This window comes from Hippea alviniae EP5-r, from assembly GCF_000420385.1.
Classification (GTDB): domain Bacteria; phylum Campylobacterota_A; class Desulfurellia; order Desulfurellales; family Hippeaceae; genus Hippea; species Hippea alviniae.
The window spans coordinates 815,123-829,475 of the sequence record NZ_ATUV01000001.1; the positions used below are offsets into that span (position 1 = coordinate 815,123).

Consider the following 14,353-nt stretch of genomic DNA (forward strand, 5'->3'; position numbering starts at 1 on the left):
TTGCAAATAATAATTTTTATCCTTTTAAAGGAGAAGCGATGGAGAAAAAACTCTTACAAAAAAAGATAGTTCAAACATACAAGCAGCTAAAAAGTCAGATAGAAACAAGATTGAAAGAATTTAGAAGCACCTACAAAAAAAGTGATTTAGAAATATTCAAAGAGCTTCTGTTCTGCATTTTAACGCCACAATCCAAAGCAGAGAAAGCATGGCAAATAATAAAAGATTTAGAAAAAGAAAACTTGATATTAGAAACGCCACAGGATATATTAGAAGAAAAGTTAAAGAATGTTAGGTTCAGGTTTAACAAAACAAAATACATCAAAGAAGCTCAAGATAGGTTTGTAAAAGGCAAAAGGATTATTTTAAAAGAGATAATTGAGCAATTTAATGATGAAAAAGAAATTAGAAGATGGCTAATTAATAATGTTAAAGGTCTGGGAATGAAAGAAGCAAGTCATTTTTTAAGAAACATTGGCAAAGGCGAAAATTTAAGCATCTTAGATAGACACATATTAAGGGCTTTAAAAGAATTAGAAATAATAGACGAGATACCAAAAACATTAACATCAAAAAGATACGAAGATATAGAGTTAAAAATGAAAAAGTTTGCAGATGAGATAAACATGTCACTTTCTCACTTAGACTTTGTTTTATGGCAAATCCAGACAGGAAGAATATTTAAATAGATGGAGGTAAAAAGATGATTAAAAAACTTACAGAAAGTGTTTACAATGTCGGTGCAATTGACTGGGGTAGAACGCTGTTTGACGAGATAGTGCCAACGCCACAGGGAACAAGCTACAACGCCTATATTGTGTTTGGAAAAGAGAAAACAGCATTAATCGACACGGTAGAGCCATATAAATTAGACGAGTTAAAAAGGAATTTAGAAGAGCTGAATGTAAAAAAGATAGACTACATCATCTCAAACCACGCAGAGCAAGACCACTCAGGCAGCATACCAGCGCTTCTTGAGATGTTTCCAGAAGCAATAGTAATAACAAATGAGAAGTGCAAAGGCTTCGAGATGGACTTACTCCACATTCCAGAAGAAAAGTTTAAGGTAATAAAGGAAGGCGACACTGTAAAGTTAGGTGGCAAAACACTTGAGTTTATCTTCACACCCTGGGTTCACTGGCCAGAAACAATGAGCACATATCTAATAGAAGACAAAATCCTATTTAGTTGCGATTTCTTCGGCTCTCATGTTGCAACATCCTATACATTCGCAAAGTATTACGACAAGGTCTATCACGAAGCAAAAAGGTATTATGCCGAGATAATGATGCCATTTAGAAATTTTATCGAGAAAAACATTAAAAAGGTTGAAGCAAAAGAGATAAACATTATAGCACCAAGTCATGGACCAGCATTTGACAACCCAGAATACATTATAAATGCATACAAGGAGTGGATTGACCCAACACCACAGAACATGGTTCTAATCGCATTCGTCTCAATGCATGAGAGCACCAGAAAGATGGTAGAATATCTCGCAGATGCGCTCGTTCAGAAAGGCGTCGATGTAAAGATAAGAAACTTAACGACAGGTGATGTCGGTGAGATAGCAATGGACTTAGTTGATGTTGCAACAATAATCATAGCAACACCTATGGTATTAGCTGGCGCTCATCCAAACGCCGTTTATGGCGCATATCTTGCAAATGTTCTAAGACCAAAGGCAAAATTTGCAGGCATCATAGGCTCATTTGGTTGGGGCGGCAAAGCCGTTGATGTTATAAAAGCCAATCTCTCTAATCTCAAAGTTGAGTTGCTCGAACCCGTATTCATAAAAGGCGATGCAAAGGATAAAGATTTAGCAAAACTGGACGAGCTTGCAGAGACAATCTATCAAAAACACAAAGAAGCAGGAATAATAAAATGATAGGTAAAAAGGCGATTGATTTTTGTCTTCCCGATAAAGATTTAAAAGAGCACTGCCTGAAAGATTTTAAAGGCAAATGGGTTGTGTTGTATTTTTATCCAAAAGATAACACTTCAGGCTGCACAAAGGAAGCTGTTGGATTTAGCGAAAAAAAGGAAGAGTTTGAAAAGCTCGGTGCAACAATAATAGGAATAAGTAAAGACTCACCAAAATCTCACGCAAGATTCATAGAAAAACACAATCTTAAAATTTTGCTCCTGAGTGATGAAGAGCATAAGGTTTTAGAAGCCTATGGGGCTTGGGGGTTGAAAAAGAATTACGGCAAAGAGTATTACGGCACAATAAGGAGCACATTTATTATTGACCCGGATGGCAACATACGCAAAGAGTGGAAGAAGGTTAAGGTCAAAAATCACATAGATGAAGTTTTGGAAACTTTAAAACAACTCCAAAATGGAAAAGAAGAAATAAACGAAGAAACAGTACTCTCTGCTTTAGAAAAATCGGGAAAACCTTTAAAAACTCAGGAGTTGGCAGAAATATTAAACGCAGACAAAAAAGAGGTAGAAAAACTTATAAGAAAACTTAAAAAAGTCGGAAAAATAGAAAGCCCGAAAAGGTGCTACTACGCACCAAAGAAAGGAGATTGAAAAGTGAAAAAAATGGTAAAGAAAGCATTGGAGGAGTCCTTTGCCGGCGAGAGCATGGCTCACATGAAGTATCTCATATTCGCAGAAATTGCCCAAAAAAGCGGAAAAGAGAATCTTGCAAGGCTATTTAGAGCTGTTGCTCACGCTGAATTTGTTCATGCAAAAAACCACGCTGTGGCACTTGGAATTTCAAAGGATAATCTCGAAAACTTAGAAAGCGCAAGAAGTGGTGAAGAGTTTGAGATCGACGATATGTACCCGGCATACATGGCAATAGCCGAGCTATTCAATGATAATCAGGCAAAAAGAGCAATAAGGTTTGCCATAGAGGCAGAAAAAATCCACGAGAAGCTCTTTGACCAAACAAAAGAAAAAGTAAAACAAGGCGACGATTTTGAAAAGGAAAATATCTATGTTTGCCCTATCTGCGGATACACTCATGTTGGGGATGATGTTCCGGACAAATGCCCGGTATGCGGTGCTAAAAAAGAAACTTTCGAAAAATTTTAAGGAGGTAAAAGATGATAGACAAAAGAATGGAAGAAGCAATTAACAAACAGATTAACGAGGAGCTGTACTCGGCTTATCTCTATCTTTCAATGTCAGCATGGTTTGACTCTATAGGATTAAAGGGTTTTGCCAACTGGATGATGGTTCAGTACAAAGAAGAAACAGACCACGCTATGAAGTTTTACAACTATCTGCAATCTCAGGGTGCCGAAGTCAAATTATTTGCAATAAAAGAGCCTCCACACTCCTGGGATTCACCGCTCCATGCGTTTGAAGAGACTCTAAAACACGAACAGCACATAACAAAATGCATAAATGAACTCGTTGACTTAGCAGAAGAGTTAAAGGACAGAGCCACTTACAATATGCTTCAATGGTTTATAAACGAGCAGGTTGAAGAAGAAGAAAACGACAGAGAAATTATAGACAAACTAAAACTAATTGAAGGAAGCAGACACGGAATATACATGATAGATAGAGAACTTGCTCAGAGGAAATACACGCCAGAAATTTAAAGGAGCACTCTATGAAAAAGTACCGATGTACGGTTTGTGGGTATATTTACAACCCTGAAGAAGGCGACCCAGACAGCGGAATAGCTCCTGAAACACCATTTGAAGACATACCCGATGATTGGACTTGCCCAATCTGTGGCGTATCTAAGGAAGACTTCGAAGAGTACACTGAAGAATAAAAAACTTTAAGGGAGGTGTCAAAATGACAAAGAGATTACAGGTTTACAAGTGCGAGATTTGTGGAAACATTATTGAAGTATTGCATGAAGGTGCAGATGCTTTGGTATGCTGCGGCCAGCCAATGAAGTTATTGGAAGAAAAGACGGCTGATACATCAACAGAGAAGCATGTGCCATTCATCAAAAGGGAAGGCAATGCCTACATTGTAAAGGTTGGCGAGAATACAGCCCACCCAATGGAAGAGAATCACTACATCGAATGGATTGAGCTTATCGTCGATGGTGCCGTTTATAGAAAATTCTTAAAACCTGGTGATGCACCAGAAGCTGTATTCGAAGTGTCAGAAGGCAAAGAAGTATCAGCAAGGGAATACTGCAACCTGCACGGCTTGTGGGAGAAAAAGTAAATAAAAAAAGGGGGCTTAAAGCCCCCTTTAATTTTTTGTCACTCAACAATTTTAAGCTTTTAAATCTATAAGACTACCTATCATAGCATTCTGAGTTCTTAAAACATTTATGTTTGCCTTCTCATAATTCGGATTGTTTATCTGATTAACCATCTGGTCAACTAAATTTACATTATTTCCATTTCTGTTTGCTGCAGCTTTAGAAACCTGCGTTCTTGCAACAACACCGCCATTTTTGGCTTCTTCATTTATTACATTAATCTGTTTGTAATTTTCTGTGTTTATGTTTGCCACATTGTTTGCCGTTACATCTTGCCTGTAAAATGCGTTCTTTATCCCGCTCAGTGATGTATTTATATTCATAGTACACCCCCTTTCTTCTCTCTTTCTTTAGAGTTTAAACCGCAACGATGAAAAGTCAACTATTTTAAGCCCTTTAGTATTATCTCTGCAGCCCTTTTACCAGAGTTGAGCATGCCACCAAAGACAGGACCCATTCTATGAGACCTGCTTACTGCAACTGCAGCCATGCCAGCAACGACAAGTCCCGGATAAACTTCTTTTGTCTGCTCTATGGTTGACTGCTCGCCAACTTCTGCCCACATTGGCTTCTCTCCAACAACTTCTCCAAACTCCGTATTGAGCTTCACGCCACCCTTCTTAGTTAAAACAGATGCAACATCGGCATCATGACCCGTTGCATCAACAACATACTTACTTGTTATAACAAGTGGGTCAACCAAAAGATGAGCCATGTACATTGTAGTCCAACCCACAACAAGACCGTTTACCCTGTATTCTCCATCAATCTTCTTAAAGACAACATCTTCAACTTCTATAGCATTAAATATCTTTGCACCAGCCTTAACAGTTTTTGAGATAAGCGTTGTTGTTGCTTCAATTGCATCGGCAGTGTAATAACCATCCTGATACTTCACGCAATTCACACCAAACTCATCAAGAATCGCCTTTCCTATATCCTGAACAACAATTTCGTTGAAGAACATGGCACCGCCCCACATTCCACCACCGATGGTGAGCCTTTTATCAAAGATTGCAACCTTTACATCATTCTTTGCAAGATAATAACCACAAACAAGACCAGCAGGACCACCACCAACAATAGCAACATCGCACTGCAGATAATCAAGCAGTTTGTTCATATAGCGCTCAACTATAGCCTTTGAAATTATCCTTTCATCAAGATTGTTCATTGTTATAAACCCTCCTTCTTTATTTTTCTCCTATGTAATAGATATGGTCTGGTAGCTCTATTTTGGCAAAAATCTTTTTAAGTATATTACCGTTTTTTGAGACAACTATGCCGTTTTTATTGCTCTTTATAGGATGAATCTGCATACCCAAATCCCTTTCCAAGTAAAAAAAGAATCTCAAATTTCCACCATTACTCATAACATAATCCGGGTGGTGTTGTAAAATGATTTCTGCAGCCTGCCTACCCTTCTCTCTGTAGTTGGTATAGTATGTATAAAGATGGCTCATGTATGTTGAATCGTATAAAAACTTAAAAGAGACAACAAACAAAACCATTAGAACAATAACATCTGCACAGCAGTTTTTAAACATTCTGCCAGTTAGAATAAAACCTATTAAAGACAAAACAAAAGCAAAAATATTGGGCATAAGCCAGCCAGATTTAGAAAAGCTAATATTAAAAACAAATGCAATTAAAGACACAACAATAGCCACAACAAAAAGAAACTTAAACAGTCTCTTAAAATCAAACAGATTATCATATTCAAGCTGATAATAGACAATCCCAACAAAAAACGAAAAGATGGCAAACAGAACAAGCGTATATCGTATTCTGCCATCAGGAACAATCGCATAAATTAGAAAATTCGGTATAAAAGCCGCCAAAGAGAATTTAAAGAGCTTTTTTATCTCTGAATTACTCCTTATAAGCTCAACAAACCCATCTCTAAAGTATTTATTGGCAAAAAACAAAAGAAACATAGAAGACGGCAAAAAATGAATAAGAAAGTTAACGGGAAACTTTAGAAAATGAACAACTGCACTGCCAAAATGTGTGATACTCAAAACCCTGCTGCCGCTCGCATTAATAAGAAAACCTAAAGCATAATTGAACCTATGAATATTACCTTTTGACACAAAGAGAAGCCATCCTAAAAACAGAAAAACAATCAAAAAACCACCAATAAAAATCTCTTTTGAAAAAATCCTTTTAATCTGCTCATTGATAAGCAGATAGAAAAACAGTGTAAGATAGAAATAGTGAAGAGCAGGAAAACCCTTTGTAAGCAGAGCTAACGCTGTAAAAAAACTGCCCAAGATTATCCTGTTTTTGAATATACAAACCATCGAAGCAAATAAAAGAAATGAGAAAAACATGTCGGTTTCGGCCAATCTGCCGTATTGGAAATATGCTATAATAGACAAACCAAACGAGAATGCTGCAAAAACAGACGCTTCAAAACCGATAATATCCTTAGATACAAGATATATCAAAAACGCAATACCAAACATCGACAAAACAGAAACAAGCCTTGCTGCAAACTCATTTGAGCCCAATATCTTAAAAAACGCAGCGACTACAATATTGTGCAGTGGCGGTTTTTTAAAATAAGGCCTACCGAGCACATGCGGAACAACATAATTACGAGTATAGTTCATCTCTAAAGCAATTATAGCCCTTCTTGGCTCTTCATGTTGAAAATACATCCTGCCAAGATTAAAAAGAGCAGAAAATATATAAAGTCCGATTAAAAGGGCAAGAATTTCTCTCTTTAGAATCATCTTACAAGCTCATAAATCTTTAAAGCCGCATCAGTTGCTGACTTATCGTTAATAACCGTAAAGTGGGCATACTTCTCATAAAGTGCAACTCTCTCTTCGTAAAGCTCGTTCAATGTTTGATTCTTAGGTTTGGCAAGCCCCCTTTTTGAGTAATCGCCCAATCGTCTAATCATCTCATCAAAACCTATCTTCAAATAGACAACCGTTGAGATATCCCTTAGATATTCCATAGCCTTTTTGGAGTAAACCACGCTTCCACCAGTTGCTATAACACAGTCTGAACAATCGATACCAAGCACAATCTCTTCTTCTATCTCTCTCAACCTTTTATACCCTTCTCTATCAACTATCTCCTGAAGCGTAGCCTTGTATTTTGTCTGAATTAGAATATCCGTATCAATAAACTCAAAAGCCATGATTTTGGCTAAAATAACACCTACGCTGCTTTTTCCAGAAGACGGAAGACCAATCAAAGAAACACTCATTTCGCTCTCTCCCTTTCTTTTCTTAATCAATGATTATACAAAAATATCAAACAAAGTAAAAACTATAGAACCTTATGCAACAAAAAATTACAACCACTTTACTTGAAAAATGCAAAAATTCTTATAAACTAAAAGAGTCAAAAAAGGAGGTGCAAAATGACTTACGAGGAAGCTTTGTCTTTGCTCAAAGAGTACACGCAAAGCGAAAGCTTAATAAGGCATGCATACTGCGTTGAAGAAGCAATGCGATGCTATGCAAAAAAGTTTTCAGAAGACGAAGAGAAGTGGGCGATTGTTGGCCTGCTTCATGACTTTGACTATGAGAAATATCCCGACCAGCATCCATACAAGGGTGCAGAAATCTTAAAGGAAAAGGGTCTTGACGAAGATATGATTCAGGCAATTCTGGGTCATGCTGATTACACTGGTGTAAAAAGGGAGACCTTAATGGCAAAAACACTATTTGCCGTTGATGAGTTAAGCGGATTCTTATATGCCTATGCTTTAGTAAGACCAACGAAAAACCTAAAAGAGCTAAAAATGAAATCTGTCAAGAAAAAACTAAAAGACAAAGCCTTCGCAAAAGGCGTAAACAGAGATGATATAAAAAAGGGTGCAGAAGAACTTGGCGTTGATTTAGATGAGCATATTCTTTTTGTTGCAGAATGTTTGCAGAAAAATGCAAAGAAGATAGGACTTGAAGAGTAAAGGGGGTTAAGATGGCAGAGATAGCAACAAACGAATTCAAAAGAGGAGTAAAACTCGAGATTGACAACGAACCTTATGAAATCGTTGATTATGAGCATGTAAAACCAGGCAAAGGACAGGCTTTTGTAAGGGTGAAGCTAAAGAACTTAAAAACGGGCAATGTTGTTGAAAAAACATACAAATCTGGCACAAAACTGCCTAAAGCTGATGTTGAAGAGAGAATGATGCAGTATCTATACAAGGATAACGAAGGCTATAACTTTATGGATTTAAACACCTATGACCAGTACACAATTCCCGAAGGTGTTATGGGTAATGCCGCTTTGTTTATCCAAGAGAATAAAGAAGTTATGGTTATGCTCTATAAAGGCACACCAATTGGTGTTGCTCTGCCAAACTTTGTTGAGCTAAAGATAGTCGAGACTGAACCGGGATTTAAGGGTGATACAGCAGCAACGGGCACAAAGCCAGCAACACTTGAGACAGGTGCAGTCGTGCAAGTGCCATTTTTCTTAAAAGAAGGTGATATTATAAAAATCGACACAAGAACAGGAGAGTATGTAGAGCGTGTGAATAAATGAGAGTTTTAACAAACCCTTTTCTATTGCTTTTTATTATTGCAACGGCTCATTTTGTAAACGATTGGTATTCTCTATTAATTGCACCGGCAATTCCTGTTCTTAAAAAGGCTTATCAAATCAATTACTTTCAATCGGGCATGCTTTTGAGCGTGCCCTATCTGTTGAGTGCTCTTCTTCAGGCTCCAATAGCCCACCTATCAGAAACATACGCAAAAAGAAAAACAGCTCTAATTTTTGGATTTTTAGCCCTTTCGACAGGATATTTAACATTCTATTTAACCAACAGTTACTACGCAGCCCTACTTGCAACTGTTCTTATAGGTATAGGTCTTGGCACATATCATCCACAAGGCATGGGCATTCTAAGTGGCGTATTTAAAGAGAAGAAAGGTATGGCAATAGGTTTAAATGGCATAGGCGGAGCTTTGGGATACTTTTTTGCTCCAATATCAATGGGTTTCTTGCTTGAGTATTTTGGACTTAAAGCGTTTCTTATCGTTGCTATGCCAGGCCTAATTATGGCTTTTATTATTTTTTCCGTAATAAAGATAGAAGAGACTCCAACCAAAAAGCCTTTCAAAAGCACGATAACTAAGGAGCTTCTCCTTTTGGGCATAGTTGCTATTGTCATACCCTTCTTCTCTCGCGGCATATCTTCTTTTTTACCAGCTTACTTTTACGCTCATGGCTCAAACATACTAAATGCAAACCTAAAAGCTTCTGTCATGCTGCTTGCGGGTTTGATAGCCCAACCCTTAGGTGGAACAATATCTGACATAATTGGCAGAAGAATAACAATCTCTTTGAGCTATTTCCTTATGGGAGTCTTTCTGGTTCTATTCTTACTAAAGCCAAGCTTGGTATTTTTGTTTTTCATGGGATTCTTTATGTCTTTATCGATACCTGTAAGACATGCATTTGCTGCAGAAGTGGGTGGTGAAAAGGTAAACTCAAACATAGCCGTCGTGTTTGGTATGGTAATGATAGGCTCAAGTATAGCACCAAGCGTTATAGGAGCATTGGTTGATTCATTTGGTTTCAAGGTGGCTTTTGGTTTTAATGTGGCAATAGCATTCACAGGAAGTTTGTTGGCTTTAACCATAAAAAGAAAGCCGAGCAGAAGCTCGGCAGAAAACTAAAGCTCAAAGCCCTTTTCTGTGTGAACTGCTATATCAAGACCTTTCACTTCATCTTCTTCGTTAACTCTTAAACCTTTAGTAATAAAGGAAGTCAATTTAACACTTACAAATGTTCCAACACTAACAAATGCAATAGTTGCAACAACTCCAATAATTTGAATAATTATTTGATGCGTTCCTCCATACATAATACCTTTCGCAAAATTAACCTTAGGGTCTGCAAAAAGCCCTATAGCTATCATACCCCATATACCGTTTAAACCATGAACGCCAAACACATCTAAAGAATCATCATACCCGAATTTATACTTCAAATAACCAGTTGCAACCCAACTTATAATTCCAGCAACAAACCCTATGAACATGGCACCAACATTGTTTACAAATCCAGCAGCAGGTGTTATAGCAACAAGGCCAGCAACGGCACCAGATGCAAAGCCAAGCATCGTAGGATGCTCATGAACCATCCAATCCATCAACATCCAGCTTATAGCACCCATAGCACCAGCTGTATTGGTTACAAGAAAAGCGTTAGACGCTAAGGCGCCAGAAGATATAGCACTTCCTGCATTAAAACCAAACCATCCAAACCACAACATTGCAGCACCAAAAATTGACAGAGCAATTGACGATGGTGGCATAGCAACTTTTCCAAATCCTCTTCTTGGGCCAAGCATTAAAGCAAACACAAGACCAGCAATTCCAGAGCATGTCTCAACAACAAGACCACCAGCAAAATCGGCTATGTGCATCTTGGCAAGCCACCCACCACCCCATACCCAATGGGCAAGTGGAGCATAGACAAGCGTTGACCAGATTATACTGAATACAACCCAAGAGCTAAACTTTACCCGTTCAACAACAGAGCCGCTTATTAAGGCAGTTGTTATAGCAGCAAAGGTAAGCTGAAAGGCAGCAAAAGCCATAACAGACACATGTGTGCCTACAAAAACGGCATTAATATCCCTTCCCATAAATAGATACTTTAAATTGCCAATCAAACCACTAATGTCTCCACCAAAAGCTAAACTAAATTGAAAGGCTATCCACAAGACACTCACAATTCCGTAAGTCACAAAGGACATACCCATTGAGTTAAGAATATTCTTACTCCTTGCCATACCACCATAAAAGATGGCAAGCCCTGCTGGTGTCATCATCATAACAAGTGCAGCAGAGACAAGAAGCCAAGCCGTATCACCTGAGTCTATACCAGAATTCGCAGCAAAAACTTCAACAGGCAAAATCAAGAAAAACACAACAAGAGAGACTCTCTTCAACAAGCTCATAACCACCTCCATCTTCTCTTCTGTGATTCTATTAGCATATGTAGTTCCATTGTTGTTATTATAGTTGTTTTTAGAATTTACGCATTAGAAATCAAACAAAAATTTCACAATTTTGTAATCACTTTTACACTTATAGTCTTTTTTATTTCTTTCTTGACAAAACAGCTTTTCTTTTTAATACTCATCACTGTTTTAGGGAGGTAAAAAGTGGAAATCTTAAGGGGATTTAAGGATATCCTGCCAGATGAGATACCAAAATGGAGAAGGTTAGAAGAGACAGCAAGAAGAACACTTGAATCGTTTGGCTTCAAAGAGATAAGAACACCAATATTGGAGAAAACTTCTATCTTTGCTCGTGGTGTTGGTGAAGCAACAGACATAGTTGAAAAGGAGATGTACACATTTTTAGACAAAAGCAACGAATCGGTTACCTTAAGGCCAGAAGGCACGGCAGGAGTCGTAAGGGCATATATAGACAATCACCTTGAGAATTATCCATTTAGAAAGTTTTATTACATTGGCCCAATGTTTAGATACGAGAGGCCACAGAAAGGCAGACTCAGACAATTCCATCAGATAGGCATAGAGATATTTGGCATAGATAACCCGGCTGTTGATGCTGAAGTTGTGCTTGTAAATAAAACGCTGCTTGATAATTTGGGAATCACAGATTTAAGAATAGAGATAAACAACATAGGCTGCCCAAACTGCAGACCAAAGTATTTAGAAAAATTAAGAGAGTATTTTGAGCAACACAAAGAGAGCCTATGTGATGATTGCAAAAGAAGGCTAACAAGAAACCCATTAAGAATACTGGACTGCAAAAACAAAACCTGTCAAACCATAGCCAAAAACGCACCAAAAATTACTCAATTCGTATGTGAAAGCTGCAAAACCCATTACGAGCAGGTTAAAGATTATCTAACCAAACTAAATATAGAGTTTGAAGAGAATCCTCATCTTGTAAGAGGTCTTGACTATTACACAAAATTTGTATTTGAAACGATAACAGATAAGCTTGGAGCTCAGGGAACGGTGCTTGCAGGCGGCAGGTACGACAATCTCGTTGAGCAGCTTGGCGGAAAACCAACAAGCGGTATAGGTTTTGCAGCAGGCTGTGAGCGTCTTGTTGAGTTAATGGAAACCGAAGAGACACTCAATATAGATTATTACATAGCCAACCTAAGCGAAGATTTATACGCAATAAATATAGCAAAAGAGCTGATAGAAAAAACCAAAAGAAGCGTATATGTAGAATATGAGAAAAGAAGCTTAAAAGCAATGATGAAAAAGGCAAACAAGATAAGCGCAAGGTTTGTTGTTATAGTCGGAGAAAACGAGAGAAAAAACAATAAGGTAATTTTGAGAGACATGGAGACATCGTCTCAAGAAGAGTTAAATTTAGATAACTTTATCACAAACGAGGTGAAAAGATGGCAATAGGAGAGCTAAAAAGGACACATTACTGCGGCGATGTAAGAGCATCCGACATAGGCAAAGAAGTTGTCTTGTTCGGTTGGGTTCAAAATTGGAGAGATCATGGCGGTGTAATTTTTATCGACCTAAAAGACAGAGAGGGCCTGGTTCAGGTTGTTTTCGACCCATCGGTAAATGAAGAGATACACAAAAGAGCATCAAAGCTGAGAAGTCAATACTGCATAGGCGTTAAAGGAACTGTAAGAGCAAGACCAGAAGGCACAGTCAATCCAAACCTAAAGACAGGCGAAGTTGAAGTTGTTGCAGACACATTAAAGGTATTTTCAGAGTGCGAAAACCTGCCCTTCCCTGTTGAAGAGTATGTTCATGTAAACGAAGAGTTAAGGCTTAAATATAGATATCTCGATTTAAGAAAACCACAGATGCAAAGAAACCTAATAGTTCGCTCAAAGGCTGCATTTGCAGCAAGACAGTATTTACACTCTCAAGGCTTTATAGAGCTTGAAACACCTGTTCTCACAAAAAGCACGCCCGAAGGTGCAAGGGACTTTTTAGTGCCAAGCAGACTATCACCGGGTAAATTTTACGCATTGCCACAATCACCACAGCTATTTAAACAGTTATTGATGGTTGCTGGTTTTGACAAATACTATCAGATAACAAAATGCTTTAGAGACGAAGATTTAAGAGCAGACAGACAGCCAGAATTCACCCAAATTGACCTTGAGATGAGCTTTGTTGAAGAAGACGATGTTATGGAGATAACAGAAGGCATAATAGCAAGCGTGTTTAAAGAGACAATCGGCGTTGATGTAAACCCGCCATTCAAAAGAATAACATATCAGGAAGCTTTAGATAGATTCGGCTCTGACAAACCGGATATGAGATTTGGCCTTGAGTTAAAAAAACTTACAGACATTGTTCAGAATACAAAATTCAAAGTGTTTAAGGATGTTGTTGACAAAGGTGGTATAGTTTACGGATTAAACGCCAAAGGTTGTATCGATTTTTCAAGAAAAGAGATAGACGATCTTACAAATCTTGTTGCCGTATACGGTGCAAAAGGACTTGCCTGGATTAAGGTCAAGGCAAACTATGAGTTGCAGTCTCCAATCGTTAAATTTTTCAGCAAAGAAGAGATTAACGGAATACTCAAAAGATTGGAAGCAGAGCCTGGTGATTTACTCTTCTTTATGGCAGATACGCCAAAGGTCGTTTATGATTCACTCGGCGCTTTAAGGCTTGAGATAGGCAAAAAGCTAAAACTTGCCAACGAAGATGAGTTCAACTTTGTCTGGGTTGTTGATTTCCCACTGTTTGAGTGGAACGAAGATGAGAACAGGTGGGAAGCAATGCATCATCCATTCACTTCGCCAAAAGAAGAAGATTTAGAGTATTTAGAAACAGACCCGGCAAGGGTTAAGGCAAGGGCTTATGATATAACGCTAAACGGTGTTGAGATAGGTGGTGGAAGTATCAGGATTCACAGAAGCGATGTTCAGCAGAAGATGTTTAAAGCTTTGGGTATTTCCGATGAAGAAGCTCAGATAAAATTTGGATTCTTAATCGAAGCACTAAAATACGGTGCACCACCACACGGCGGCTTGGCAATAGGCTTTGACAGACTTGTGGCTTTAATCTTAAAAGAAAAATCAATAAGAGAAGTTATAGCCTTCCCGAAGACTCAAAAAGGCGTATGTATGCTGACTGATGCACCAAGTGAAGTTGATGAAAAGCAGCTTCTCGAACTATCAATCAGGGTAAAAAAGCCCAAAAAGGAATAAAAA

At 38.1% G+C, this 14,353-nt stretch carries 16 protein-coding genes and 1 pseudogene; 12 read left to right on the top strand and 5 right to left on the bottom strand.

Going from position 1 to position 14,353, the window contains the following annotated elements; all coding sequences use genetic code 11:
• The first annotated feature begins 38 nt into the window (after nt 1-38).
• From G415_RS0104315 to G415_RS0104345, 7 genes and pseudogenes are all read left to right on the top strand, one after another.
• The gene (locus G415_RS0104315) at nt 39-689 is read left to right on the top strand and encodes an N-glycosylase/DNA lyase (protein WP_022670364.1); all 651 of its coding nucleotides are present in this window, start codon (nt 39-41) and stop codon (nt 687-689) included.
• A gap of 14 nt (nt 690-703) precedes the next feature.
• The gene (locus G415_RS0104320; protein WP_022670365.1) at nt 704-1,888 is read left to right on the top strand and encodes an FprA family A-type flavoprotein; all 1,185 of its coding nucleotides are present in this window, start codon (nt 704-706) and stop codon (nt 1,886-1,888) included.
• Nucleotides 1,885-2,337: pseudogene (gene bcp, locus G415_RS09815) on the top strand (thioredoxin-dependent thiol peroxidase); the annotation flags it as partial. The gene G415_RS0104320 and the pseudogene bcp, both read left to right, overlap by 4 nt.
• Before the next feature lie 204 nt (nt 2,338-2,541).
• A complete protein-coding gene (locus tag G415_RS0104330; RefSeq protein ID WP_022670367.1) occupies nt 2,542-3,048 on the top strand; it encodes a rubrerythrin family protein in 507 nt (168 codons plus the stop codon).
• Between the two features lie 11 nt (nt 3,049-3,059).
• Nucleotides 3,060-3,563 carry a ferritin gene (locus tag G415_RS0104335; protein ID WP_022670368.1) on the top strand — a complete coding sequence of 168 codons (504 nt, stop codon included), beginning with the start codon at nt 3,060-3,062 and terminating at the stop codon, nt 3,561-3,563.
• Between the two features lie 11 nt (nt 3,564-3,574).
• Nucleotides 3,575-3,742 carry a rubredoxin gene (gene rd / locus G415_RS0104340; RefSeq protein ID WP_022670369.1) on the top strand — a complete coding sequence of 56 codons (168 nt, stop codon included), beginning with the start codon at nt 3,575-3,577 and terminating at the stop codon, nt 3,740-3,742.
• A gap of 23 nt (nt 3,743-3,765) precedes the next feature.
• Complete coding sequence (locus tag G415_RS0104345) at nt 3,766-4,149, top strand: desulfoferrodoxin (RefSeq protein WP_022670370.1); 384 nt, start codon at nt 3,766-3,768, stop codon at nt 4,147-4,149.
• A gap of 51 nt (nt 4,150-4,200) precedes the next feature.
• On the opposite strand, the gene G415_RS0104350 is transcribed toward G415_RS0104345, so the two are convergent.
• Genes G415_RS0104350 through G415_RS0104365 form a run of 4 tightly spaced genes read right to left on the bottom strand, consistent with a single transcriptional unit; the run spans nt 4,201 to nt 7,412 of the window.
• The gene (locus G415_RS0104350) at nt 4,201-4,512 is read right to left on the bottom strand and encodes a flagellar basal body protein (protein ID WP_022670371.1); all 312 of its coding nucleotides are present in this window, start codon (nt 4,510-4,512) and stop codon (nt 4,201-4,203) included.
• A 59-nt stretch (nt 4,513-4,571) separates the two neighbouring features.
• On the bottom strand, nt 4,572-5,363 hold the full coding sequence (locus G415_RS0104355) for a sulfide-dependent adenosine diphosphate thiazole synthase (protein WP_022670372.1): 792 nt from the start codon (nt 5,361-5,363) through the stop codon (nt 4,572-4,574).
• Nucleotides 5,364-5,382: 19 nt separating this feature from the next.
• Nucleotides 5,383-6,927 carry a glycosyltransferase family 39 protein gene (locus G415_RS0104360; protein ID WP_022670373.1) on the bottom strand — a complete coding sequence of 515 codons (1,545 nt, stop codon included), beginning with the start codon at nt 6,925-6,927 and terminating at the stop codon, nt 5,383-5,385.
• Entirely contained in the window at nt 6,924-7,412 is a 489-nt protein-coding gene (locus G415_RS0104365; RefSeq protein WP_026939573.1) for a shikimate kinase, read from the bottom strand. Before G415_RS0104365 ends, G415_RS0104360 begins: the two co-directional genes overlap by 4 nt.
• 156 nt (nt 7,413-7,568) lie before the next feature.
• Here G415_RS0104365 and G415_RS0104370 point away from each other — a divergent pair, with 156 nt between their 5' ends.
• The 3 genes from G415_RS0104370 to G415_RS0104380 are packed head-to-tail and all read left to right on the top strand — an operon-like array spanning nt 7,569 to nt 9,840.
• Complete coding sequence (locus G415_RS0104370; protein ID WP_022670375.1) at nt 7,569-8,120, top strand: HD domain-containing protein; 552 nt, start codon at nt 7,569-7,571, stop codon at nt 8,118-8,120.
• A gap of 11 nt (nt 8,121-8,131) precedes the next feature.
• Nucleotides 8,132-8,701, top strand: a complete 570-nt coding sequence (efp, locus tag G415_RS0104375) for an elongation factor P (RefSeq protein ID WP_022670376.1) — start codon at nt 8,132-8,134, stop codon at nt 8,699-8,701.
• Nucleotides 8,698-9,840 (top strand): MFS transporter, encoded by a 1,143-nt coding sequence (locus G415_RS0104380; RefSeq protein ID WP_022670377.1) that lies wholly within the window; start codon nt 8,698-8,700, stop codon nt 9,838-9,840. The genes efp and G415_RS0104380 overlap by 4 nt, the downstream gene beginning before the upstream one ends.
• On the opposite strand, the gene G415_RS0104385 is transcribed toward G415_RS0104380, so the two are convergent.
• Nucleotides 9,837-11,129 carry an ammonium transporter gene (locus tag G415_RS0104385; protein WP_022670378.1) on the bottom strand — a complete coding sequence of 431 codons (1,293 nt, stop codon included), beginning with the start codon at nt 11,127-11,129 and terminating at the stop codon, nt 9,837-9,839. The two genes, G415_RS0104380 and G415_RS0104385, sit on opposite strands and share 4 nt — an antisense overlap.
• A 207-nt stretch (nt 11,130-11,336) precedes the next feature.
• Between G415_RS0104385 and hisS the strand changes: the two genes are divergently transcribed.
• Nucleotides 11,337-12,572 carry a histidine--tRNA ligase gene (gene hisS, locus G415_RS0104390; RefSeq protein ID WP_022670379.1) on the top strand — a complete coding sequence of 412 codons (1,236 nt, stop codon included), beginning with the start codon at nt 11,337-11,339 and terminating at the stop codon, nt 12,570-12,572.
• Nucleotides 12,563-14,350 carry an aspartate--tRNA ligase gene (gene aspS, locus G415_RS0104395; RefSeq protein WP_022670380.1) on the top strand — a complete coding sequence of 596 codons (1,788 nt, stop codon included), beginning with the start codon at nt 12,563-12,565 and terminating at the stop codon, nt 14,348-14,350. The genes hisS and aspS overlap by 10 nt, the downstream gene beginning before the upstream one ends.
• The last annotated feature ends 3 nt before the right edge of the window (nt 14,351-14,353 follow it).